The organism is Flavobacterium sp. UMI-01 (assembly GCF_019656315.1).
Classification (GTDB): Bacteria; Bacteroidota; Bacteroidia; order Flavobacteriales; family Flavobacteriaceae; genus Flavobacterium.
Map to the genome: position 1 here is coordinate 86304 of NZ_BPLU01000019.1, position 24646 is coordinate 110949.

Consider the following 24646-nt stretch of genomic DNA (forward strand, 5'->3'; position numbering starts at 1 on the left):
GATTATTTAACTTTTTTAGCATCAAATAAACAACAGCTATTAACTCTTGACTGGAAAACTCAAATTGGTTGTGGATAATTTGTATTTTTGTCATCGAAAATAACAACCATAGAGAATGCTACTACATTTTTACAAATACCAAGGCACTGGAAATGATTTTGTAATGATAGACAATCGTAACGAAACTTTCCCAAAAGAAGACACCCAACTCATTGCTCATTTATGCGACAGACGTTTTGGAATAGGCGGAGACGGACTTATTTTATTAGAAAATGACGCAGAAACCGATTTTAAAATGGTTTATTACAATTCCGACGGGAATCAAAGTACGATGTGTGGAAATGGAGGTCGCTGTTTAGTTGCTTTCGCAAAACAAATGAAAGTCATTGAAAACAAAGCTACTTTCAATGCAATTGATGGCTTACACCACGCAAGCATTAGCCCAGATGGAATTGTTTCCTTGCAGATGATTGACGTAAATGAAATCAACCTGACCGAAACCTATTCATTTTTAAATACAGGTTCGCCACATCATGTGCAACTGGTCGAAGATTTAGTGTCTTACAATGTCAAAGAAAAAGGGGCAGCACTCCGATATGGCGACTTATATGGTAAAGCTGGTAGCAATATCAATTTTGTAAAAAAAATTGATGACACCACATTTGCCTTACGCACTTACGAAAGAGGTGTTGAAGACGAAACCTTAGCCTGTGGTACTGGGGCGACTGCCGTAGCAATAGCAATGAACGCTACGGGACAAACAAATGCTACTGCTATCAATATTAATGTTGAAGGTGGAAAACTGGCTGTGTCTTTTGACAAAAACGACAATCACTATACAAATGTATTTTTGATAGGACCCGCTACATTTGTATTTAGCGGTGAGATTACAATTTAAATCCTATCTTCGATTCAACTGATATTAATCCTTCTTAACCAATGGTAACTTTAAAAGGAAACGACATTTACCTTCGTGCATTGGAACCCGATGATTTGGAGTTTGTATATGCTATGGAAAATGACGAATCCATTTGGGAAGTAAGTAACACCCAAACCCCATACAGTCGTTTCCTGATTAGGCAATACCTCGAAAATGCCCAACAGGACATTTATGAAGCCAAACAATTGCGATTGGCCATTTGCAAAAACAATCATTTTGAAGCGATTGGGTTAATTGATTTGTTCGAATTTGACCCTAGAAACAATAAAGCAGGTGTAGGAATCGTTATTCAAGGCATGGGCAATCGAAAACAAAATGTAGGCTCAGAAGCATTAGCGTTATTAATAAACTATGCTTTTACTCATTTAAATTTACATCAATTATATGCAAATATTGATGAAGATAACAGCGCCAGTAAAGCACTTTTTAGTAAATTTGGCTTTGAATGTATTGGTATAAAAAAAGATTGGAATCTTGTTCATGGTGTTTACAAAGACGAAGGCCTTTACCAACTCATCAATAAAAAAACGGATGTCAGCGAACTGACACAACAATTTTAAATCTAAGACTTTGAACTTCAAGAAAATCATTTCAATATCCGCTATTGTTATTATCTCAGGGTTAATCATTTACGGTTTTATTTTGATAAACCAAATTTTTTCCAAAAACACAACTTTTACCGATAAAGAAGTTTACATCCACATCCCTACCGATGCTAATTACCAAACGGCAAAAGCCATAATCTCCCCTTATATCGAGAACATGGATCGATTTGAAATGGTAGCCAACAAACGAGATTATCCTGCGAACGTAAAAGCAGGTCGCTTTTTGTTTACCAAAGGAATGAACAGTTACGAACTCGTAAAAGCATTGCGTGCTAATATTCCCGTAAAATTAGCATTCAACAACCAAGAGCGTTTGGAAAATTTAGCGGGACGTGTGAGCTCTCAAATTGAAGCTGATAGCATCTCCTTACTCAAAGTCATCAAGGACTCCGTTTTTATGAAAGAAAACGGGTTCAATGAAGAAAATGTTTTTGCCTTATTCATTCCCAATACGTATGAATTTTACTGGAATACCTCAGCGGTAAAATTCAGAGATAAAATGGTGAAAGAATACCGCAAATTTTGGACAGAGGAAAGAATTAACAAAGCCAAACTACAAAATCTTACTCCAGTTGAAGCCACCATCCTAGCTTCTATCGTACACAAAGAATCGGTAAAAAAAGACGAAAGACCCCGAATTGCTGGCGTTTATTTAAATCGTTTGCGTCTGGGAATACCACTACAAGCCGATCCTACTGTAATTTATGCCATTAAAAAGAAATCCAATGATTTTAACCAAGTCATCAAACGCGTTTTTTACAACGACCTTGTAATGTCCTCTCCTTACAATACGTACATTAATACAGGGCTTCCTCCTGGACCTATTGCTATGCCAGACATAACTGCTATGGAAGCCGTATTAAATCCTGAAAAACATGATTTTATCTATTTTTGTGCTAGCGTAGAACGCTTTGGTTATCATGAATTTGCCGCTACGCTATCAGAGCATAATAAAAATGCCAAAAAATATTCTGATTGGATTAATAGTCAAGGAGTAAAAAGATAATTTTGGATTGGAAAAAAGCAACACGATACTTACTCCTTTTAGGATTACAGGTTTCGTTTTCTCAAAACCGCATCAATACTTTTTTAAAACCAACGGACAGTTTGCATTTGGGTCGAAAACAAACTGTTCTCATTAGCGAAATAGCACTAGGAACTGCCACCCTTGTTGGACTCAATCAGTTGTGGTACGCTGACTATCCACGCTCCAAGTTTCACTTCATAAACGACAACCAAGAATGGCTTCAAATGGACAAACTAGGCCATGGCTATTCTGCATATCACCTAAGTCGATTGGGTGCTGAAATGCTAGATTGGAGTGGCGCCAGTAAAAGTGAACAATTGTATTATGGCGCTGGATTAGGATTTACTTTTTTGACCGCTATTGAAATCTTAGACGGCTTTTCTTCTCAATGGGGTGCATCAGTTGGTGATATTCTTGCCAATACTTCTGGAACGGCGTTATATGTCACCCAAGAACTCCTTTGGGACGAACAACGTATTATCCCTAAATTTTCATTTCAACCCACCAAATATGCTTCCCAACGTCCCCAGGTTTTAGGGAGTACTTTCACAGAACAACTTCTCAAAGATTATAACGGACAAACCTATTGGCTTTCCATCAATTTGAAATCTTTTGCCAAACATTCCAAAATTCCTTCATGGCTGAATCTCGCTTTGGGTTACGGCGCCGATGGAATGTTATATGGAAACAAAGATTTAACTGACAGTAATTTGCTATTAGAAGAAAATAAAAAGAGGCAGTTTTACCTCAGCCTCGACGTTGACCTCTCTAAAATAAAGACAAAATCTCACATTTTAAAAACTTTTTTTAGCGTTTTTAATACGTTAAAAATTCCCGCACCAGCAATAGAATTCACAGTTAACGAGCATGTTAGAGTTCATGCCATCCATTTTTAACATAGTTTAACATGCTGATTTTCAGATTTATAAAATTTATTGTATATTTGCATGCAGAAATTTCAGATGGTGACAGCGTTCTGAAGAAAATCAATTTATGATAAAGAAATGGTATTTTTACACAAGTTTAGTGATTATTATAGCTTTTTTAAGCTCAGGTTTCAAACCCGTTAAAATTGATACTAATCATTGGTTTCTGATAAAAAACCCTGATGGAACACAGTACCTCTATCCATCACAAGAACAAGAAGATTACACCAATTTAAACATTCCTTACACTGGAAATTTATTTATTGGTTTCAAAGAAGCCATTGGCTTTAAAGAATCACAAGGAAAATACAAAAAAATCAATTCCTTAGGGTATTTAGGAAAATACCAGTTTGGTGTTGAAACACTAAAAACTATTGGAATCAAAGACAGCCCTCGATTTTTGAGTAGTCCTAAATTACAAGAAAAAGCATTTGTAGCACTATTAGCCAAAAACAAATGGCTCTTACGTGATATCATTGAAAAATACGAAGGTAAAATCGTAAGTGGCATTCACATCACCGAATCAGGAATTTTGGCCGCGGCGCATCTTGGTGGCGCAGGTTCTGTTAAAAAATTCTTTAGCAGTAACGGTTCGCGTTATTTAAGAGATGCCTACGGAACCTCCATCAGAAGTTATTTGAAAGATTTTGGAGGCTATGACACTTCGTTCATTGTACCTGATAATAATGCAGTGGTAAGTTTGAACTAAACAAACCCACTATAAAAACACAATCCAGACGCTGTATTAGTGAGAAAAAATGTTTCTTATACAGCGTCTGGATTTTTTTTTAAAACTTCGGGTTAAGGCTACTTTTCAGCTAGTAAGGCTTCTAACAGTACAATGGCGGTTTCCCCAATGACCGTTCCCGGACCAAAAACAGCAAAAACACCTGCATCGAGTAAATAGTCATAGTCCTGCGGAGGTATCACTCCTCCTACGACCACTTTCACCTCTCTTTTTTTATTTTGTTCCATGGCAGTGATAACCTGTGGAACTAACGTTTTATGCCCAGCAGTCATCGAAGACATCCCTAAAACATGCACATCATAAGTCAAAGCCAAATTAGCCACTTCTTGTGGTGTTTGAAAAAGAGGACCAATAAAAACTTCAAAACCTAAATCAGCATAAGCAGTTGCCACCACTTTTGCACCACGGTCATGACCATCTTGTCCCATTTTAGCAATCATAATACGAGGCGTTTCTCCATTTTTAGCCATAAACTGTTGCACTAACATTTTGGCTTTTTCAAAAACGGGATGTTGCTGAATCGCAGAGGCATACACCCCAGTTATAGATTTAATTTTGGCCACATAACGACCGTACACTTTTTCAAGTGCTTCACTTATTTCCCCTAAAGTTGCCCTATTTCGAGCTGCTACTATAGTTAATTCCAAAAGATTGCCTTGTTGTGTTTGCGCACATCGTGTCAGTCGCTCAAGAGATTCTTCTACCGCTTTATTATCTCTATTGGCTTTCAATTCATTTAACTGCGCGACTTGTTGTTGTACTACTTTATGATTATCAATATCCAGAATAGACAACCTTTCTTCTTGTGGCAATCGGTATCGATTAACTCCTATTATGCTTTCTTGGTGCGTTTCAATTTTAGCTTGTTTTCTGGCAGCTGCGGCTTCAATACGTTGTTTTGGAATTCCTGCTTCAATAGCTTTGGTCATTCCACCTAAAGCTTCAACCTCTTCAATCAATTGCCAAGCCTTTTTAACCAACTCATGAGTCAAACTTTCTACATAATAACTCCCGCCCCACGGGTCAACTGTTTTGGTTATTTGAGTTTCTTCTCTTAAATACAGTTGCGTATTTCGAGCTATTCGAGCCGAAAAATTAGTGGGTAAAGCAATGGCTTCATCTAAGGCATTGGTATGCAACGATTGTGTTCCTCCAAATACAGCAGCAGCAGCTTCTATACACGTACGAGTCACATTATTATACGGGTCTTGTTCAGTCAAGCTCCAACCACTGGTTTGACAATGCGTACGCAATACCATTGACTTGGGATTTTGTGGTTCAAATTGTTTAACCAATTTGGCCCACAACATCCGGGCCGCACGAAGTTTTGCAATTTCCATAAAATGATTCATTCCAATAGCCCAAAAAAAGGACAAATTAGGAGCAAAATCATCAATTTTCATTCCTGTGGCCAAGCCTGTTCGGATGTATTCTAATCCATCCGCCAGAGTATAGGCCAGTTCAATATCAGCCGTTGCACCAGCTTCTTGCATGTGGTAACCCGAAATAGAAATGGAGTGAAACTTGGGCATATACTGGTGCGTGTATTCAAATATATCCGAAACAATCTTCATTGACGCCTGTGGAGGATAGATATAGGTATTGCGCACCATAAATTCTTTCAAAATATCGTTCTGAATTGTCCCCAAAAGCTGTTGGCTAGCAATACCTTGTTCTTCTGCAGCTACAATGTAAAACGCCATTATAGGCAAAACTGCTCCATTCATCGTCATGGAAACCGAAATTTCATTCAAAGGGATACCTTCAAATAAACGCTTCATATCCTCAACAGAATCAATCGCCACTCCGGCTTTGCCTACATCACCCGTTACACGTTCGTGATCGGAGTCGTAGCCTCGATGAGTAGGTAAATCAAACGCTATAGACAATCCTTTTTGACCTGCTGCTAAATTGCGTTTGTAAAAAGCATTGCTCTCCTCGGCCGTTGAAAAACCTGCATATTGCCTTACTGTCCAAGGCTTAGTAACATACATAGTAGTGTAAGGGCCTCGGAGATAGGGTGGAAATCCCGCACCAAAATCCAAATGTTCCAATGATTCGACATCCATCTCAGAATAATAGGAGGCCACAGAAATCCCTTCCGAAGTGATAAAATGATCTACAGAGACCTTCTTATCATGCGATACTTTTGCACCATCGAGGGTAATATGTTGGATGTTTTTTCTTTTCATTGCACTTCTCTTAAACCACTTTATTCAAAGGTATTCCTTTTTATAATCTAAATCAAATGTTGTGTTTTTTAACCTTCTAAAAAAACTCATTGATAAAAAAATTTATGGGGCAACAATTACAGTATTTTCATTAAAAGGTTTTTCTTACTATATTTACGATGATGCAACAGTATTAACTACTTATAAACATACCAAACTACTGTAGAGTTACAATAACCACGTAGAATTAATTTAGGGCAAATAAAAAAACGACATCAATGATAAAAAATATAAAAATAATCGTATTCTTATTAACAATAGGAATACAAGCTAACGATGCAATAGCTCAATCCATAACAGTTGTGTTACCCCCTCCTGTAACCCCAAGAGATGCCATCAATGGAAAAAAATGGACCTATAAAGATGTTCCTGAACCAAGTGTTTTTCTTTTATATAATAATGGAGTTGTATCAAGTTATATTGGAGATACTAAAATAGGAGAAGATAAATTTCAATTTTCTGAAGTACCGGATGCTCTTTATAATCCTAATTTGAACTATTGGGATTCCACAGGTAATTATATTATACTAGAAGGCGATGATAGTGTTTATAAAATTGAATTTATAAATGAAAATGAATATCGTTTGATATTATTGAGAGCTCCGGGAGAACCTATAAGTTTTCCTGGACATGTATGGAATCATTATGTGGTTGCACCAAATTAGAGTAACATCTATTTTTTTAAAATAGAACTGTTGCGCAAAGTGAGGACACTTTGCGCAATTTTTCCTGATAGCATTGATTCATGGAGAAAAGTCATTTCTAATCAGTTGAGAATAGAATATTCTATTTTGTCTAAAACAGATGAAGATGCTTTAGACAGGGTGAATAATGCTAAATAAACAATTATGAAAACAATAATAAAAAATATAATGATAAACGTATTCTTATTGACAATAGGAATACAAGCTAACGATGCAATAGCTCAATCTATAACAGTTGTGTTACCCCCTCCTATAATCCCAAAAAATGCAATAAATGGTAAAATATGGACATTTAAAGGTGTCTCTAACCCAGCTTCTTTTGCATATAATGATGGTGTTGCGTCATATTATATTGAAGATACTAAAGTAACAGAAGAAAAATTTCAATTTTCTGAAACACCAGACGCTCTTTATGACCCTAAATTGAATTATTGGGATTCGAAAGGAAATTACATTATATTTGAAGACAATAAGGATGTTTGTAAAATTGAATTTATAGATGAAAATGAATTTCGTTTGATATTTTTAAGAGCTCCGGGAGAACCTGTAAGTTTACCGGGACATGTATGGACTCATTATGTGGTTGCACCAAATTAGCCAGTCATCCGCACGATACGAAGCATAATTCTACGAAGTCAATTATTCCATTGCCAAACGATCTTGATCTAATTTATCAGCGAGTCGCTTTTCTAGGAGGGGTACAATCAATGTCTTTCTGGGTTTAATTTTAACAAAAGGATATAACTCTAATTCGGTTTTCATTGTATCATCACGCACAGCATGCTTATTGGTGCCAATCAAAGGTGTTATTTTTGAATCAAATAATTGCTGTTCTTTTTCGGCACTCAATGTAATTTTATCCTTAATCACCCCTTCATTGAGTAACTTCAAAAAACCTCCTTTGGCTTCAATTTCTTTAAAAAGTTGCAATCCTTTATCAGCCAATTGTTGTGTTACACTTTCAATATAATAGCTCCCATCGGCGGGATTATCCACTTTATCAAAATGACTTTCTTGTTTTAACAGCAATAATTGATTGCGAGCTATTCTATCGCCAAATTCATTATCTTTATGAAAAAGAGCATCATAAGGAAGAGAAGCTATCGCATCAGCCCCTCCAATAATCGCTGACATGCATTCGGTTGTGGTGCGTAACATATTGACATGGCTACCGTAAATGGTTTTGTTGCGCTTGGTAGGCATCACCAATAGGTGGCAATCTTGTGGGTGATTGTATTCGCGAGCGAGAGCTTGAAACAAGAGTCGGAAGGCACGTAATTTGGCAATCTCAAAAAAATAATTGGAACCTACCGCTATTTCGAAAACAATCTTTGAATTAATTACAGGAATCCGATTGAAATACTCATTGACATGCCCTAAACCATACGCCAATTGCTGTACCATTGTAGCACCCGCATTTTGATACAAACTCATGTTTACACTCAAAAAGGAATTTACTGACAGCTCTTTGGCAATAGCCATTAAACATTCAAAGTTCGTAGAAAAGGGTGTTAAAAACCAATTACCTTCCTTTGCCAACTGCCCAATAGGATCTAAATTATAATAAACTGTTGCACCTTTATTTTGTAGAACTGACTCCATTTTTTGAATACCGGTAAGTGACAAATAACCAAAATTAAAATAAATCACCAATCCCTTCAAGGGCAAATTTAAAAGGAGTTTTTCCAAATCCAAATTAGGATTATGGATGGTAAACCGCAAGCTTTCGGCTCCCCGTTCCAAGGTATCCAAGGCTCTCTCAATACTTTTGTCTATGTCATAAACAAAAATATTTTGACAAATGGAAAAGGCTGAAGCTGCTGTGATTACAGGGTATCTTTTGGTATCTTCATCCCGATGATAAAAAGGTTTCACTTTGATACCTTCGGGTGAATTCCATAGTAAGGTTTCATTATAATCGGCACCATCCAATTCAAATTGAATTTTCTGTTTCCATAATTTTGAAGACACAGGGTCAAATTCGTTATAAGAGAAACTGGACATGATGGATTTTTTTTAGAATTAAATAGCAAAACCATTGGGTGCCTCAAAAACTAACACCTCCAACTGACTTTTAAAAGGATGACTAGTTTATTTAGCGAGGCTGTCACCTTCAAACTCGACAATATAAATATCCTCGCTATCTTTTTTCATAAAATACTTTTCGCGAGCATATTTTTCAACTTGTTCAGGGTTTTGAAGCATTTTAATTTGCTTTTCATCCTTTTTTATTTCTTCTTGATAATAGGCCTTATTTTCTTCTAGTTCATCAATTTGCTGGTCTAAAACACGATGATCAAAATAAGAGTAATTATCCAAAAAAAACATCCAAGCCAGAAAGAACAACAGTACCCAAATGTACTTATTACTCATAAATTTAAACCAAGATTTGTTTTTATAAGGATTAGTCATTATCAGAAAAATATAAAAGTTAACAATTTTTATTTTATAAACCTATAGCAAGAACAGTAATCTACTTAAAACTCTACTCTTTGTCGCTATAAAATTACACTATTTTATACTAATTTTTGATTAATTACAGCACGAACTACCTCAATAGCAACAGTGTTTGGTTTATCAGTTGGAATAATAATATCAGCAAAAGCTTTGGTAGGCTCAATAAACTGCTGATGCATGGGTTTTAACGTTTTTTGATAACGGTTCAATACTTCATTCATATCCCTACCTCTTTCAGCAATATCTCTTTTTAACCTTCGAATCAATCGCTCATCTGAATCCGCATGGACAAATATTTTTACATCAAACAAATCGCGCAATTCTGGATGGGTAAAAATTAAAATCCCCTCAACAAGTAATACTTTTCGAGGATGTGTTAGGATATAATCTTCGGTACGGTTATGGGTTACAAAGGAATAAATAGGTTGCTGAATAGTTTTACCTGCTTTCAAATCTTTTAAATGACTGACCAAAAGCTCAAAATCTATGGCTCTAGGGTGATCAAAATTAATAGCAGAACGTTCTTCATAACTCAACTGATGAGTGGCATTATAATATGAATCCTGGGAAAGAACCCCTACTTCGGTTTCTGGTAATTCATTCACAATTTGATGTACCACCGTAGTTTTACCGCTTCCTGTTCCTCCAGCAATTCCTATTATAAGCATGCGTATTGTTTTTTTATCAGAACAACAAAAATAAGATTTAAACTGAAGTGTTTTTTATTTGTGGCCAAAAACTATTAACAACAAATCCAATTGCGGTACCACTAGAATTATAATACTCTATTGACTTGAACCACTCTTTTAGAATAATAACTTTCTTTAATTGAGGAAATAATAACTCCAGAATTAGACGCATGAATGAATTTAACATCCCCATCAGCCACTTCAACTACCATTCCTACATGATTGATTTGACTACGTCCTCTGGTTTTAAAAAAAATCAAATCGCCTTTTTGGGCTTTCTCTAATTCTACAATGGTTCCAAATTGTGATTGTTCCAGAGAAGTTCGAGGCAATTGTACATCAAAAGCACCATAAGTAGTACACATCAAACCGGAACAATCAAAACCTTCTTTGGTCGTTCCTCCAATGCGATAACGGGTACCTATATTTTCTGAAGCAGCGGAGATAAGCTGATCCACAAATCGTTCGTCATGAACTGACTTAGAAAAAGAAGCTTCTTCCGCCATTTCTGACTCCTGTTTTTGAACCACAATTGAGCTTGCTTCTTTTGCTTTAGTTATGGTTAAGACCGTCCCTACTCTAAGTTGATTTACTATAGCTGGATTTTGACGCTCAAGTTCTTTAACCGTTACACCAAATTCCTTAGCAATACCATATTTTGTTTCTTTAGGCAAAACAGTGTGCGTTACAATTGCTTGTTCGGTTACGGTAGCGTCAATGGGTTTTGGCTCCACTGTTACCAGTTCTACTTTTGTCGTTTCCTTTTCCTCTTTTGCTGATATAACCTCATTAGCAACCGCTTCTGATGCGTCTAAAACCGGAATCTTAATCTTTTGTCCCACTTTCAATCCTTCGGATACTAGATTAGGATTTGCTTTATCCAAATCAGCAATCGTAATGCCATGTTGTTTCGCAATCGCATATTTAGTTTCTTTAGGCAAAACGTCGTGTGTGATAAACTTGCTATTCTCAGGCAAAGTTTCCAACTTAGGCGCCAAAGTTTCGGAAGTTACATTTGGCATTTCACCTCCCTTTTCAGCCTCTTTGTTTGCCATACCCTCTTCAGCAACAATATCCGTTTGCACCGGAATGTATTTTTTGACAGGAATAATGATTTTTTGGCCTATTTTCAATTCCTCTGTTTGCAAAATAGGATTTGCTTTTTCTAAAATTGTCACTGTAATTCCATGTTCCTTGGCAATATTGTATTTGGTTTGCTTAGGCAATACTTCATACACAATTCCCTCTGCAATTACTTTTTCAGCAATAGTATCCATTGTTTTATGAATTGGTGCTTCTTGTGAGAAAGAACCATTAGAGACGCTAGCAGTTATAATATTTATTTTTTGACCTACTTTAAGTCCTGTTTCCTCTAGGTTGGGATTGGCTTGGTACAATTCATCTACAGTTACATTATATTGTTTGGAAATACCATACAAAGTTTCTTTGGCCAAAACTTCATGAACAAGACTCGTCGTTCCTTTAGAAGCTCCCACAGGAATCAATAATTTTGTATTGAATTTAATCCCATTCTTAGCCTCAGGATTCAGTTCGTATATGTCTTTGCTTTTTACATTGTATAAGGCTGCAATTTTCGAAATAGTTTCCCCTTTCGCCACAGTATGTTCAGTAGTTTTTTGTTGAGCAAAAACGGTGAAACCAAACAAAAAAACTGCGACAAATAAAAAACCATAAACCTTCATACAATTGAATTCTTTACATTAAAAAATTAGCAATAGACTATTCCTTAAAAAGGACAATTTGAAACAAAATTTAATTTATTATTCATGTCTGTACAAAAAACATAAATTAATTTTATTTTCGGAACGTAAAAATAACCTATTACTGCAAATATCGCATTATTTTTAACAACTCCTTATATCCATTTTAACAAAATAGCATATAAAAAAATGCTCTGTTGAAACAGAGCACTTTATATAAATTAATACTAGTATGGTATTCCACACCAAATTCACCATAAAATCGACCATCTTACCCTCTTGATGAGTATTTGGATTTAGGAATTGGCTTCAGCAGCAATCAGGTTCAAAGCAGAACCCGCCACAAACCATCCAATTTGACTTTCATTATACGTATGATTAGCCAGAATAACATCTTTAGAACCATCCGCATGAACAAACTCTAACGTCAATGGTTTTCCTGGAGCAAAATCAACCAAATCAACAAAGTTTATTGTATCGTCTTCTTGTATTTTATCATAGTCCGTTTCTTGAGCAAACGTCAAAGCTAACATTCCTTGTTTTTTAAGATTGGTTTCGTGAATACGGGCAAAGGATTTCACCAGTACCGCTTTCACCCCTAAGAAACGAGGCTCCATGGCCGCATGTTCTCGCGAAGAACCTTCTCCGTAGTTTTGGTCACCCACAACTACTGACGGAATTCCAGCCGCTTTATAAGCACGTGCAACAGCAGGAACCGCTTCGTAAGCACTTGTTAATTGATTTTTTACCGAATTGGTTTTTTGATTAAAAGCATTTACCGCACCAATCAACATATTATTTGAAATATTATCCAAATGACCACGGAAGCGCAACCAAGGTCCCGCCATCGAGATATGGTCAGTGGTACATTTGCCGTAGGCTTTAATCAACAATTTAGCCCCTAAAATATTTTTGCCATCCCATGCCTCAAAGGGCTCTAACAACTGCAAACGATCAGAAGTAGGACTAACATTTACTTGCACAATCGAGCCATCCTCCGCAGGAGGTTGGTACCCCGCATCTTCCACATCAAAACCTCGATTTGGCAATTCATCACCAAAAGGGGCATTCAATTTCACTTCTTCTCCATTGTCATTTAATAACGTATCTGTAATCGGATTAAAATCCAATCTTCCTGAAATAGCTAATGCTGCTACCATTTCTGGTGAAGTCACAAAAGCATGTGTATTGGGATTTCCATCGGCTCTTTTGGAAAAGTTACGATTAAAGGAATGCACAATCGTGTTTTTCTCTCCTTTATCAGCCCCTTCTCTATCCCATTGTCCAATACAAGGCCCACAGGCATTGGTAAATACTTTGGTTCCTAATTTTTCAAACGTTTCAATGATACCATCTCTTTCAATAGTATAACGAATTTGTTCAGAACCTGGATTAATTCCAAATTCCGCTTTTGGGGTAATGCCATGCGCTACAGCTTGACTCACTATTGAAGCGGCGCGAGACATATCCTCATAAGAAGAATTGGTACACGAACCTATCAATCCCCATTCTACTTTTATTGGCCAACCATTGGCTCTAGCTTCCTCTTTCATTTTAGATACTGGGGTTCCTCTATCTGGTGTAAAAGGCCCGTTGATGTGAGGTTCTAACTCCGAAAGATTGATTTCAATAACTTGATCAAAATACTGTTCTGGATTGGCATATACTTCTGGGTCGCCCGTTAAATAGGCTGCCACTTTATCGGCTGCATCTACTACGTCTTGACGTCCCGTAGCCGACAAATACCTTCTCATGGAATCATCGTATCCAAAGGTAGAAGTAGTAGCACCAATTTCAGCACCCATATTACAAATGGTTCCTTTTCCTGTACAAGACATATTAGTAGCACCTTCTCCAAAATATTCCACTACTGCACCTGTACCGCCTTTTACTGTGAGGATATCTGCCACTTTCAAAATCACATCTTTAGGAGCTGTCCAACCCGACAATTTACCAGTCAACTTCACTCCTATCAATTTGGGAAATTTCAACTCCCAAGACATTCCAGACATTACATCTACAGCATCAGCTCCACCAACACCAATAGCCAACATCCCCAATCCTCCTGCATTTACCGTATGCGAATCGGTACCAATCATCATTCCGCCAGGGAAAGCATAATTCTCTAATACAATTTGATGAATGATTCCTGAACCTGGTTTCCAAAAACCAATACCGTATTTATTAGAAACTGAGGATAAAAAGTCGAACACTTCTTTGGATTGCTGATTAGCCATTTCCAAATCATATTTGGCTCCATTTTTGGCTAAAATTAAATGGTCACAGTGCACGGTAGTAGGCACAGCCACTGTTTTTTTACCAGCATGCATAAATTGCAACAAAGCCATTTGAGCGGTAGCGTCTTGGCAGGCTACTCTATCAGGAGCAAAATCAACATAATCCACACCTCTTTTATACGCTGCTTTTGGCGTACCATCCCAAAGATGACTGTATAAAATCTTTTCAGTTAAAGTAAGCGGACGCCCCACTATTTCACGAGCTGCATCAACACGTGTCGCCATGGTGGCATACACTTTTTTAATCATTTCAATATCAAATGCCATAGGTTCTATCGGTTTTAGATTTTTATATTTTTTTAAACACAACAAGATACAAAAAAATGACGAGCAATAAAAAAGCCTGAGTCAAAATTTGACTCAGGCTTAAACTTGGTATCGATAATACCACTTTTATTTCACTAACAACTTGTGTGAAGGTGCAAACTTAGTTAAGTTAATACCATCAACAGCTGCCGTATATTCATCCATAGTAGGTGTTCTACCAAGAATTGTAGAAAGTACTACAACAGGAGTAGAAGACAATAAAGATTCTCCTTTTTTCTCTGCTGAATCTTCCACAACTCTTCCTTGGAACAAACGCGTTGAAGTAGCCATTACTGTATCTCCTTTAGATGCTTTTTCTTGGTTACCCATACAAAGGTTACATCCTGGGCGCTCTAGATACAACATGTTTTCGTATTCTGTACGTGCTGCAGCTTTTGGCGCATTATCATCAAATTCAAAACCAGAATATCTTTGTAAAACTTCCCAGTCACCTTCTGCCTTCAATTCATCAACGATATTATAAGTAGGAGGCGCAACTACAAGTGGTGCATTAAATTCTACTTTTCCTTTTTGTGCTTCTACATTTTTAAGCATTTGGGCAAGGATTTTCATATCGCCTTTGTGAACCATACAAGAACCAATAAATCCTAAATCTACTTTTTTCTCCCCACCATAGTAAGAAAGTGGTCTAATCGTATCGTGTGTATATCGCTTAGACACATCATTGTTATTTACATCTGGGTCAGCAATCATTGGCTCAGCAATTTGATCCAAATCAACCACTACTTCAGCATAATATTTAGCATTCGCGTCCGGAGTTAAAGCAGGTTTCTCACCCGATCTGATTTCAGCGATACGTTTATCAGCTTTATCGATCAAGCCCTTCAATACTTGCTTCTTGTTATCCATTCCTTTATCAATCATGATTTGGATTCTGCTCTTCGCAATTTCCAATGACTCAATCAAAGTTTCATCTTCAGAAATACAAATAGAGGCTTTCGCTTTCATTTCAGCGGTCCAATCAGTAAATGTAAAGGCTTGGTCAGCAGTAAGAGTACCAATATGCACCTCTATAATTCTACCTTGGAATACATTTTCTCCACCAAATTGTTTCAACATTTGTGATTGTGTAGCGTGGACTACATCACGGAAATCCATATAGGATTTCATATCTCCTTTGAACGTAACTTTTACAGATTCTGGAATTGGCATAGAAGCCTCACCTGTTGCTAATGCAAGCGCTACCGTTCCAGAGTCAGCTCCAAAAGCTACCCCTTTAGACATACGTGTGTGAGAATCACCGCCAATAATGATTGCCCATTCGTCAATTGTAATATCATTCAATACTTTATGAATAACGTCTGTCATAGCGTGGTACACTCCTTTAGGGTCACGAGCGGTAATCAAACCAAAGTCATTCATAAACTTCATTAATTTAGGAATGTTAGCTTGTGCTTTTTTATCCCAAACTGAAGCAGTATGACAACCCGATTGATAAGCCCCATCAACAATTGGAGAAATAACAGTTGCTGCCATAGACTCTAATTCTTGAGCGGTCATCAAACCTGTAGTATCTTGTGAACCTACAATGTTCACCTCTACACGCACATCTGAACCTGCGTGTAAAACTTTACCTGGAGTTACCCCTACAGCATTTCTGTTGAAGATTTTCTCAACGGCTGTAAGTCCTTGTCCTTCATGAGAAATTTCTTTTGAAGGTGCGTACACCACAGGCGCTTCAATTCCTAAAGTTTTGGCTGCAAATGTTTGTAATTTTTTACCAAAAACAATAGCGTAAGAACCTCCTGCTTTAATGAATTCCAATTTTTGAGGAGTAAAAGATTTAGAAATATCTTTCAACTCTTGGTCTCCGTTGTATAATTTTTTTGTTTTAGTATTAATAGTCAAAACGGTACCTGTTGCTACTGAATACGCTTGTTCTAAAACGGGTTCACCGTTTTCATTACGTACAAGGTTTCCGTTTTCATCCACTTTTTTAACCCAGTTTTGAAGGTCAATTCCAATACCACCAGTAACATCTACTGTAGTAAGGAAGATAGGAGAAATTCCATTTGTTCCACCCACGATTGGCGCAAAATTCACAAATGGCACATAAGGACTCGCTTGTTTTCCTGTCCAAAGCGCCACATTGTTTACTCCTGACATACGAGATGAACCAACTCCCATAGTTCCTTTTTCAGCAATTAACATCACACTTTTATCTGGATGTTGTGCTTGTAACGCTTTGATTTCTTCTTGAGCTTCAGGTGAAATCATGCATTTTCCATGTAATTCACGGTCAGAACGAGAGTGTGCTTGGTTTCCTGGAGAAAGCAAATCAGTAGAGATATCTCCTTCACCAGCAATAAAAGTAACCACTTTAATTTCTTCTGGAATCTCAGGTAACTTTGTAAAGAACTCAGCCTTAGCATAACTTTCTAAGATTTCTCTAGCAATAGCATTACCATTGTTGAATGCTGCCACTAAACGATCCGTATCTGCTTCGTAAAGGTACACTTGTGTTTTAAGCACCTTAGCTGCTTCAGCAGCAATCGCCACATCATTTCCTAATGCCAAATCCAACAACACCCCAATTGATGGCCCACCTTTCATGTGAGACAACAATTCAAATGCAAAAGCAGGAGTGATTTCATTCACCACCTCTTCATCTAGGATAATCTCTTTTAAAAACTTAGCTTTTACACCAGCCGCAGAAGTTGTTCCAGGCAAAGTGTTGTAAATAAAGAATTTTAGAGAATCATTTCGGTGTGCGTTATTCACATCTTTAATTTGTGCAATGATTTCGCTTAGCAATTCAGCACCATCAATAGGCTTCGGGTGAAGTCCTTGACTTTTTCTTTCTTCGATCTCCTTAAGATAATCGTTATAAGTGTTCATAATAGAGTCTTTACAATGTTAAAGGCAGATTCCCTTGATTATCTCAAAATTAAATGCCGTACTATCTTGGTATTTTTTTATTTGTGATGCAAATTTAGTTATTTAAGCTGAGATTTAAAAAAATTTAATAGAAGCGATTTTTTGACTCTAAATTCATTACAAAATAACAAATTTAGCCTGATTAAATTATTAAAAAACAGTAAATCAACCACTTTAATTGAAAAATCAATAATCAAGTTTGTTTTTCGTAACAAAGTAGATTTGGAATGTTATAGCGCAATACAAATAGGAAGAAGTTTTTCAATCAAAATACAACAAAAAACTATCAATTTCAGATTAAACTAACTTTTCTATTATCATTTCTTCGGTAATTCCTTCTGCGTCTGCTTTATAGTTCTTAATGATACGATGACGCAAGACTCCTACTGCTACTGCCTTAACATCTTCAATATCTGGTGAAAACTTCCCATGAAAAGCGGCATGAGTTTTTGCTGCCAAAATTAAATTTTGCGAAGCTCTAGGACCTGCTCCCCAATCCAAATACGTTTTTACGTAAGCATCGGACAAATCCCCTTTTGGTCTCGTTTTACCGACTAGTTTCACTGCGTATTCAATTACATTATCTGCTACAGGAATACGTCGTATAAGTTGTTGAAAATCGATAATTTCTTGTGCTGCAAACAAAGGCATTATTTCTTTAACTACATCTGTAGTTGTTCTTTTGACCACTTCTACCTCTTCATCAAAAGTAGGATAATCCAATTTTACAGCAAACATAAAACGGTCTAATTGTGCTTCAGGCAAAGGATAAGTTCCTTCTTGCTCAATAGGATTTTGAGTTGCTAAAACAAAATAGGGCAAAGCCAATTGATAATGATGTCCCGCTATGGTTACAGAGCGCTCTTGCATCGCTTCTAGCAAAGCGGCTTGTGTTTTAGGAGGTGTTCTGTTAATTTCGTCTGCCAATATGATATTCGAAAACACAGGACCTTTTATAAATTTAAATTGGCGGTTTTCATCCAGAATTTCGCTCCCTAAAATATCCGAAGGCATTAAATCTGGTGTAAATTGAATTCTTTTAAAATCCAAACCTAAAGCGCGAGAAAGCGTATTTATCATCAAAGTCTTGGCCAAACCAGGAACCCCCACTAATAAAGCATGTCCTCCAGAGAAAATGCAAATCAGTATTTGATCCACTACTTCATCTTGACCTACAATTACTTTTGCAATTTCCTTTTTTAATTCGTTTCGCTTTTGAACTAAATTATGAATGGCAGCTACATCAGACATTTGAATATTTTTTAAATTAAAAAAGAGTTAGTGTTATTAAATCATAAAACTAACTCTTTTTATTTATTTCGTAAAAATTATTTTTTCAACCAATTGTTCGTAAAGTCACAATCCCTGTATTCTCCAATAATTTTAATATAGGTTTCTTTGATTTTCTCGTCAAACCATTTCCCGATGGCTTTGATTTGTTTTTCTTTCAAGGCCAAATCTTTGATTTTGATGTAATCTTTGGCGTAATCTGCAACGTGTTCGTTGATTCTGTTGGTCACAGTAACAATTTTATATTTTTTCTTCCCTTGTTTTTCTTCATCCAAAATAGGAAGGGAAATTTCATTGTCTTTTAAGTTAGACACCTGACCATATAAAACCGGATCCATTTTGGTCAACTCAAAACGAGTGTCTTGGGTTTGTGGATTGATTAACACCCCACCATTGGCTCTAGTTTCTTTTTCGTCTGACATGCTTCTGGCGGCATCTGCAAACGTAATTTCCTTATCTAGAATTCTTTTTCTAATCAACGTGATTTTTTCTTTGGCTTCATCCAAAGAAGCTTTGGTCACTGTAGGCGCAAGCAAAATATGACGCAATTCCAGTTCTTGTCCTTTTATTTTTTCAACATAAATAATATGAAATCCAAACTCTGTTTCAAAAGGCGCTGAAATTTCGCCTTCTTTCAAAGAAAAAGCCACATCTTTGAACTCCTTCACAAATGGGGTTTTACGATTCATTTTATAAAAGCCACCACTTGACCTAGAACCCGGGTCTTGAGAATACAACACTGCCTTGGTTGCAAAACTTGATTGCCCTTCCTGAATTTCTTTTTTGAATTCGTTGAGTTTATCAATTACTTTTTTCTTATCAGCATCCGAAACTTTAGGAGTAACTACAATCTGTGCGACTTCCATCTCTGCGCCAAAAAGAGGCAATTCCTCTTTAGGTATTTTTTTGAAAAAATTACGCACCTCCTCAGGAGTAATCTCAACCGCATCTACGATTTTCTTTTGCATTTCAGAGGTCAGTTTGTTTTCTTTCAAAATATCAAAGAAGTACGTTTTGAATTCTTCTACCGACTCTTTCTTATAATATTCCGCTACTTTTTCGATAGAACCAATTTGTTCCACCATATAATTCAAACGCTCATCCATCATCCCTTTCACCTCGGCATCTGTTACCTTGATACTATCCTGAATGGCTTGATGCGCATACAATTTGTCTTCTAACAATTTCCCTAACATTTGACAACGGGTAATGTCCTTGATAGAATTTCCTTGACTTGAAAGCTCTAAAAACATCTTATCAATATCCGAATCCAAAACAATGTAATCCCCTACCGTCGCAATAATACCGTCAATTTTTTGCCTTCCTGTTGCAGGCACGTTACTTACCACTGGTTCGGCATCTTTAATGATTTCCTGCGCACTGATTCCAAAACTTGACAACAACATCAAGAAAAACAAAAAAACATTTTTAGTATTTACAAATTTCATTCGTAGTATTTTAGTTGACCTATTTAATATTAAAGGGGTAGCGAAACCAAATTTGATCTTCGCTTTTTTTATCAATTTTCGCTATCGCGTCCAAATATACGTGATAAGTTGCAGTAAATAAAAATTTATAGACTGGCAAATGTTTAAAACGAACAAAAATAACAATTCATCTACATATTACAAGTTTAGCCCTTACTATTAACAAAATATTATCTACGGAAATTATTTGGGGGTGCCCCGCTAGAAAAAAAGCGTTGGGACGCGGATGAAACGGATTTTTCTTTACCGCTTATCGCTTATTAACAGCGCATGGTTATTATTCCACAAAGATGCACAAAGAAAAAACACAGAGACTCACAAAGAGTACCACAAAATTTTAGAGCAACCCTAACCCCAATCTTGTCATTCCGTAGGAATCTCCGCAAGAAGCTCGACAAGGTTTTTAAGTATCCTGATATTAAAATCAAAAAATATCAACTTCGAATAATCGCCTTGCAAACGCTACGATTTATTTTAAAATGTAAGTAGGTACTCGTCGCAGACGAGCACCAATGAGGTTAAGTAGGTTCTAGTTGTAATCGAAACTTCACTTTAAAATAGCTTCTATTTTTTTATTTAATTCTTGAATTTCATTTAGTCTGATTTCAATTATCGCTAGAGTTCTATTTTTGACATCAATACAAAAGTTGCAACTTTTTTCATGCTCTAAATCTCCTATTTTATTTTGTTCTTTCAAATGATCATTAATTTTATCATAATAATCATCATTAATTTTCATAGGCAAATTGCTACTTAAAAAATCTATTGTAGATATTATCTCATTAAGAATTGTATACTTTTTTTTAAAAGTATCAAAATACTCAACAGGTTCAATACCTTTTAAAACATTTGAATTAAAACCCTCAAAAACAGGTAATTTAAAATATTCGTCTGAATAATTTTCAATTGAAAATTTTATATCTTGGAATGCTAATTCAATCTTAGGCAACTCAGCAAGAATCGTATTTCTTAAGTAACTCTTAATAAATACCTTATTCCTTTTTTTCTTTTTTGATTCTTTAATATTATCAGTTATCATTGATGAAAAAAGACCTAAAAAAAAAGGAACCATAAAGCTAAATACATCTATAATTATACTGCTTCCTTGAGCACTAAAAAGTTTTATCATAGTGAATTTTTTTTTTTGAATTGCTACCAACGTTTATATATGTACCACAAAACAATCATAACTCACTTAATTATGAATAAATAAATTTATGACACTTCATCCTTATATTTTATTCCAAATATATTATTTTTTTTCCTACAAATCTAAAAGTATTAATAATTATAGAGTCGATCTAAAATAGTACTCATTATTATACGAATTCCTATTGAATCATACTATAAAAAACAAAACGTCCCTCTTAGCCCTGATCGAAGCGGCATCCTTTTTTTTATTTCACCCTGTCAGGGTTTAAAACCCTGACAGGGTGAAATAAAAAAAGATATAGCGGAGAGCAGGACGAAATGTTCTTGAAAAACGAGAAGTTTCTGCTCCTAAAAAACAATTAAAACAGTGGGTTATAAAAGAATTGGGCTTTGTTTTTAAATCGGGTATAGAATTAGTACTTTTGCAGACCATTTAGAATTATATATGAGCTTTTTAGAAGAAATACAAAAAAGGAGAACGTTCGGAATCATTTCGCATCCCGATGCTGGTAAAACCACGTTAACAGAGAAATTACTACTCTTTGGAGGGGCGATTCAGGAGGCGGGTGCCGTGAAAAACAACAAAATCAAGAAAGGCGCAACGAGTGACTTTATGGAAATCGAACGCCAAAGAGGGATTTCGGTTTCTACCTCGGTCTTAGCTTTTAACTATAAAGAGAAGAAAATTAACATTCTGGATACTCCTGGACACAAGGATTTTGCCGAGGACACTTTTAGAACGCTGACGGCGGTGGATAGTGTGATTGTGGTGATTGACGTTGCCAAAGGGGTTGAGGAACAAACGGAAAAACTAGTTTCGGTTTGTAGAATGCGTAACATTCCGATTATTGTTTTCATCAACAAACTGGATCGTGAGGGTAAAGATGCCTTTGACTTGATGGACGAGGTGGAACAAAAATTAGGCTTGAAAGTAACGCCGTTGAGTTTCCCTATTGGTATGGGGTACGATTTTCAGGGGATTTACAATATGTGGGAGCAAAACATCAACTTATTTAGTGGTGATAGCCGCAAGAATATCGAGGAAACAATTGCTTTCTCGGACGTTCAAAGTCCTGAATTAGAAAAAATCATTGGCGAAAAACCTGCCGCAAGATTGCGTGAAGAATTGGAATTGATTGATGAAGTTTATCCTCCGTTTGACCGTCAGGAATATTTGGACGGAAAACTGCAACCGGTATTTTTTGGTTCGGCTTTGAATAATTTTGGGGTCCGTGAGTTGCTGGATTGCTTTATTGCTATTGCCCCTTCACCAAGACCTAAAGATTCTGAAACGCGCTTAGTGGCTCCTGATGAAACTAAAATGACGGGGTTTGTGTTTAAAATCCATGCGAATATGGATCCAAAACACCGTGACCGTTTGGCGTTTATCAAGATTGTATCGGGAACTTTTGAGCGTAACAAACCCTATTACCATGTGCGCCAAAAGAAAAATTTAAAATTTTCGAGTCCGAATGCCTTTTTTGCAGAAAAAAAGGAAATCGTGGATATTTCGTATCCTGGAGACATTGTAGGATTGCACGATACGGGGAACTTTAAAATTGGTGATACCCTGACTGAAGGGGAATTGATGAGTTTCAAAGGAATTCCGAGTTTCTCACCAGAGCACTTTAGATACATCAATAACGCCGACCCAATGAAAGCGAAGCAGCTAGACAAAGGAGTGGATCAGTTGATGGATGAAGGAGTAGCGCAGTTGTTTACACTTGAAATGAACAACCGTAAGGTGATTGGAACCGTTGGAGCCCTGCAATATGAGGTAATTCAGTACCGTTTAGAGCATGAATACGGAGCAAAATGTACGTATGAAAACTTCCCTGTTCACAAGGCGTGTTGGGTAAAACCTGATGATGCTAAGAATGAAGAATTCAAAGAATTCAAACGTATCAAACAAAAATTCTTGGCCAAAGACAAATACGGCCAGTTGGTTTTCTTAGCCGATTCGGATTTTACGATTCAGATGACCCAAACCAAATACCCAACGGTGAAGCTGTTCTTTACTTCGGAATTTGATTAAGTTGAAATAACCGCAGATTCGCAAATTGCATTTGAATCTGTGAATTTTATATTAATGCTAATTTAATTTACACCAAAGCAAAACGCCAATTTGAAAATTCAAATTGGCGTTTTTTTTAAAAATAGCACGATTTAATGAATCAATAATTTAACTGATTTTTCACCTTCAGCTGATTTCACTTTAGCTACGTACATTCCGTTAGGAAGATTAAAAGAAGTATCGGTAGTTGTATTTACTGTTTTTACGAGGTTTCCTAAAACCCCATACACAAAAATTATCGTATTGGATTTAACATTGGCAACCGAGACAAGGTTTCCATCAGAAAAAATATTCGCAGTAGCTTCCGCTTTAAGCTCTTTTGTATCTAAAGAAATATTCAAAACATTCGCGCCTATTACCTGAATTCTATAATAATTGAATCCATTATCATGTCCATAAATATAGATTTTACCATTATTAGCTGTATTATAAGTATATGAAGCTGTCACCACAATGGCATCTCCTGAACCCCCGCTATTAGTTGTCCCGGAACCATTGGTAAGCAAAGAAGACCATTTGTAATGTAAGCAGTTCGCGTCGCACCATTACTAGCGGTTTTAGCATATAAAATTACGGTGCAATCCCCATCAACATGAAAATACAAATAGCGTTGAATAGGTAAATACGGATTAGAAGCTGTTGAAACTCCACCTGAACCATTAGATTGTAAACGACCTGAATAGGTAGTCGCATCACCAGGAAAAACTTGATTGGACGAAGTGACTAAACCAAAATTTGAAATTCCTGTTCCCGGAAAGAAACCCAACTGGTCAATAACTTCTTCTGTGGTGGAAGCTGCTTTACCATTTTTTATTGTAGCATGAGTGGTAAAATTCCAATCTTTGCCTTGAGCATTAACGACCAATGTTATAAAAAGCATTGGTAAAACGAATAAAAGTAATTTTTTTTTCATAACTCTATTTTTTAATTACAATCGATTACACTATGTAATCGATTACACAAATATAAATATTCCTATTATTCTATCTATTAAGATTTTAGGATATTAATTATCCAAAAGTAATTATTATTAAAAAAGCAACGTGAGTTATTTGATAACCTATAAAAATTAAAATAAAACAGCAAAACATCAA

At 36.2% G+C, this 24646-nt stretch carries 21 protein-coding genes; 9 read left to right on the forward strand and 12 right to left on the reverse strand.

Annotated features, from left to right (window positions below; all coding sequences use genetic code 11):
- The first annotated feature begins 115 nt into the window (after window positions 1–115).
- The 5 genes from dapF (at window position 116) to K5R64_RS07775 (ending at window position 4207) form a co-directional block, all read left to right on the forward strand.
- A complete protein-coding gene (gene dapF / locus K5R64_RS07755) occupies window positions 116–898 on the forward strand; it encodes a diaminopimelate epimerase (RefSeq protein ID WP_220762410.1) in 783 nt (260 codons plus the stop codon).
- A 41-nt stretch (window positions 899–939) separates the two neighbouring features.
- Window positions 940–1500 carry a GNAT family N-acetyltransferase gene (locus K5R64_RS07760; RefSeq protein WP_220762412.1) on the forward strand — a complete coding sequence of 187 codons (561 nt, stop codon included), beginning with the start codon at window positions 940–942 and terminating at the stop codon, window positions 1498–1500.
- A gap of 10 nt (window positions 1501–1510) precedes the next feature.
- The gene (mltG, locus tag K5R64_RS07765; protein ID WP_220762414.1) at window positions 1511–2551 is read left to right on the forward strand and encodes an endolytic transglycosylase MltG; all 1041 of its coding nucleotides are present in this window, start codon (window positions 1511–1513) and stop codon (window positions 2549–2551) included.
- Between the two features lie 2 nt (window positions 2552–2553).
- Window positions 2554–3468 carry a DUF2279 domain-containing protein gene (locus tag K5R64_RS07770; protein WP_220762415.1) on the forward strand — a complete coding sequence of 305 codons (915 nt, stop codon included), beginning with the start codon at window positions 2554–2556 and terminating at the stop codon, window positions 3466–3468.
- Window positions 3469–3565: 97 nt separating this feature from the next.
- On the forward strand, window positions 3566–4207 hold the full coding sequence (locus K5R64_RS07775) for a peptidoglycan-binding protein LysM (RefSeq protein ID WP_220762417.1): 642 nt from the start codon (window positions 3566–3568) through the stop codon (window positions 4205–4207).
- Window positions 4208–4305: 98 nt separating this feature from the next.
- On the opposite strand, the gene scpA is transcribed toward K5R64_RS07775, so the two are convergent.
- A complete protein-coding gene (scpA, locus tag K5R64_RS07780) occupies window positions 4306–6438 on the reverse strand; it encodes a methylmalonyl-CoA mutase (protein ID WP_220762419.1) in 2133 nt (710 codons plus the stop codon).
- 257 nt (window positions 6439–6695) lie between these two features.
- On the opposite strand from scpA, the gene K5R64_RS07785 reads away from it, so the two are divergent.
- From K5R64_RS07785 to K5R64_RS07795, 3 genes are read left to right on the forward strand one after another with little or no spacing between them, the layout of a single operon-like run.
- A complete protein-coding gene (locus tag K5R64_RS07785) occupies window positions 6696–7142 on the forward strand; it encodes a hypothetical protein (RefSeq protein ID WP_220762422.1) in 447 nt (148 codons plus the stop codon).
- 39 nt (window positions 7143–7181) lie between these two features.
- The gene (locus K5R64_RS07790) at window positions 7182–7319 is read left to right on the forward strand and encodes a hypothetical protein (protein ID WP_220762424.1); all 138 of its coding nucleotides are present in this window, start codon (window positions 7182–7184) and stop codon (window positions 7317–7319) included.
- 6 nt (window positions 7320–7325) lie between these two features.
- Window positions 7326–7778 (forward strand): hypothetical protein, encoded by a 453-nt coding sequence (locus K5R64_RS07795; RefSeq protein ID WP_220762425.1) that lies wholly within the window; start codon window positions 7326–7328, stop codon window positions 7776–7778.
- Window positions 7779–7820: 42 nt separating this feature from the next.
- Here K5R64_RS07795 and K5R64_RS07800 read toward each other — a convergent pair whose 3' ends face one another.
- The 9 genes from K5R64_RS07800 to K5R64_RS07840 all read right to left on the reverse strand — a co-directional run bounded on the left by K5R64_RS07800 (window position 7821) and on the right by K5R64_RS07840 (window position 21455).
- Window positions 7821–9185, reverse strand: coding sequence for a methylmalonyl-CoA mutase subunit beta (locus K5R64_RS07800; protein ID WP_220762427.1), 1365 nt, complete (start codon window positions 9183–9185; stop codon window positions 7821–7823).
- Window positions 9186–9272: 87 nt separating this feature from the next.
- Window positions 9273–9593, reverse strand: a complete 321-nt coding sequence (locus K5R64_RS07805; protein ID WP_220762429.1) for a septum formation initiator family protein — start codon at window positions 9591–9593, stop codon at window positions 9273–9275.
- Between the two features lie 104 nt (window positions 9594–9697).
- Window positions 9698–10306, reverse strand: coding sequence for a uridine kinase (gene udk / locus K5R64_RS07810; RefSeq protein ID WP_220762431.1), 609 nt, complete (start codon window positions 10304–10306; stop codon window positions 9698–9700).
- Between the two features lie 107 nt (window positions 10307–10413).
- Window positions 10414–12030 (reverse strand): LysM peptidoglycan-binding domain-containing protein, encoded by a 1617-nt coding sequence (locus K5R64_RS07815; protein ID WP_220762432.1) that lies wholly within the window; start codon window positions 12028–12030, stop codon window positions 10414–10416.
- A 314-nt stretch (window positions 12031–12344) separates the two neighbouring features.
- The gene (locus K5R64_RS07820) at window positions 12345–14612 is read right to left on the reverse strand and encodes an aconitate hydratase (RefSeq protein ID WP_220762434.1); all 2268 of its coding nucleotides are present in this window, start codon (window positions 14610–14612) and stop codon (window positions 12345–12347) included.
- Between the two features lie 126 nt (window positions 14613–14738).
- Window positions 14739–17510 (reverse strand): bifunctional aconitate hydratase 2/2-methylisocitrate dehydratase, encoded by a 2772-nt coding sequence (locus K5R64_RS07825; protein ID WP_220762436.1) that lies wholly within the window; start codon window positions 17508–17510, stop codon window positions 14739–14741.
- 336 nt (window positions 17511–17846) lie between these two features.
- A complete protein-coding gene (locus tag K5R64_RS07830) occupies window positions 17847–18800 on the reverse strand; it encodes a MoxR family ATPase (RefSeq protein WP_220762438.1) in 954 nt (317 codons plus the stop codon).
- A 77-nt stretch (window positions 18801–18877) separates the two neighbouring features.
- Window positions 18878–20287, reverse strand: coding sequence for a peptidylprolyl isomerase (locus K5R64_RS07835; protein ID WP_220762440.1), 1410 nt, complete (start codon window positions 20285–20287; stop codon window positions 18878–18880).
- Window positions 20288–20873: 586 nt separating this feature from the next.
- Window positions 20874–21455, reverse strand: a complete 582-nt coding sequence (locus K5R64_RS07840; RefSeq protein ID WP_220762441.1) for a hypothetical protein — start codon at window positions 21453–21455, stop codon at window positions 20874–20876.
- Between the two features lie 468 nt (window positions 21456–21923).
- On the opposite strand from K5R64_RS07840, the gene K5R64_RS07845 reads away from it, so the two are divergent.
- Window positions 21924–23513, forward strand: a complete 1590-nt coding sequence (locus tag K5R64_RS07845; RefSeq protein ID WP_220762442.1) for a peptide chain release factor 3 — start codon at window positions 21924–21926, stop codon at window positions 23511–23513.
- Window positions 23514–23644: 131 nt separating this feature from the next.
- Here the strand turns inward: K5R64_RS07845 and K5R64_RS07850 are convergent, their stop codons facing one another.
- Window positions 23645–24004, reverse strand: a complete 360-nt coding sequence (locus K5R64_RS07850) for a T9SS type A sorting domain-containing protein (RefSeq protein WP_220762443.1) — start codon at window positions 24002–24004, stop codon at window positions 23645–23647.
- On the reverse strand, window positions 23998–24465 hold the full coding sequence (locus tag K5R64_RS07855; RefSeq protein ID WP_220762444.1) for a hypothetical protein: 468 nt from the start codon (window positions 24463–24465) through the stop codon (window positions 23998–24000). The genes K5R64_RS07850 and K5R64_RS07855 overlap by 7 nt, the downstream gene beginning before the upstream one ends.
- Window positions 24466–24646: the final 181 nt, after the last annotated feature.

What these genes read in the sequence shown, in the direction of transcription:
- dapF (WP_220762410.1), top strand. Translation starts at nt 116, where the DNA reads ATGCTACTACATTTTTACAAATACCAAGGCACTGGAAATGATTTTGTA.
- K5R64_RS07760 (WP_220762412.1), top strand. Translation starts at nt 940, where the DNA reads ATGGTAACTTTAAAAGGAAACGACATTTACCTTCGTGCATTGGAACCC.
- K5R64_RS07775 (WP_220762417.1), top strand. Translation starts at nt 3,566, where the DNA reads ATGATAAAGAAATGGTATTTTTACACAAGTTTAGTGATTATTATAGCT.
- scpA (WP_220762419.1), bottom strand. Translation starts at nt 6,438, where the DNA reads ATGAAAAGAAAAAACATCCAACATATTACCCTCGATGGTGCAAAAGTA.
- K5R64_RS07785 (WP_220762422.1), top strand. Translation starts at nt 6,696, where the DNA reads ATGATAAAAAATATAAAAATAATCGTATTCTTATTAACAATAGGAATA.
- K5R64_RS07795 (WP_220762425.1), top strand. Translation starts at nt 7,326, where the DNA reads ATGAAAACAATAATAAAAAATATAATGATAAACGTATTCTTATTGACA.
- K5R64_RS07800 (WP_220762427.1), bottom strand. Translation starts at nt 9,185, where the DNA reads ATGTCCAGTTTCTCTTATAACGAATTTGACCCTGTGTCTTCAAAATTA.
- K5R64_RS07805 (WP_220762429.1), bottom strand. Translation starts at nt 9,593, where the DNA reads ATGACTAATCCTTATAAAAACAAATCTTGGTTTAAATTTATGAGTAAT.
- udk (WP_220762431.1), bottom strand. Translation starts at nt 10,306, where the DNA reads ATGCTTATAATAGGAATTGCTGGAGGAACAGGAAGCGGTAAAACTACG.
- K5R64_RS07815 (WP_220762432.1), bottom strand. Translation starts at nt 12,030, where the DNA reads ATGAAGGTTTATGGTTTTTTATTTGTCGCAGTTTTTTTGTTTGGTTTC.
- K5R64_RS07820 (WP_220762434.1), bottom strand. Translation starts at nt 14,612, where the DNA reads ATGGCATTTGATATTGAAATGATTAAAAAAGTGTATGCCACCATGGCG.
- K5R64_RS07825 (WP_220762436.1), bottom strand. Translation starts at nt 17,510, where the DNA reads ATGAACACTTATAACGATTATCTTAAGGAGATCGAAGAAAGAAAAAGT.
- K5R64_RS07830 (WP_220762438.1), bottom strand. Translation starts at nt 18,800, where the DNA reads ATGTCTGATGTAGCTGCCATTCATAATTTAGTTCAAAAGCGAAACGAA.
- K5R64_RS07835 (WP_220762440.1), bottom strand. Translation starts at nt 20,287, where the DNA reads ATGAAATTTGTAAATACTAAAAATGTTTTTTTGTTTTTCTTGATGTTG.
- K5R64_RS07840 (WP_220762441.1), bottom strand. Translation starts at nt 21,455, where the DNA reads ATGATAAAACTTTTTAGTGCTCAAGGAAGCAGTATAATTATAGATGTA.
- K5R64_RS07845 (WP_220762442.1), top strand. Translation starts at nt 21,924, where the DNA reads ATGAGCTTTTTAGAAGAAATACAAAAAAGGAGAACGTTCGGAATCATT.
- K5R64_RS07855 (WP_220762444.1), bottom strand. Translation starts at nt 24,465, where the DNA reads ATGAAAAAAAAATTACTTTTATTCGTTTTACCAATGCTTTTTATAACA.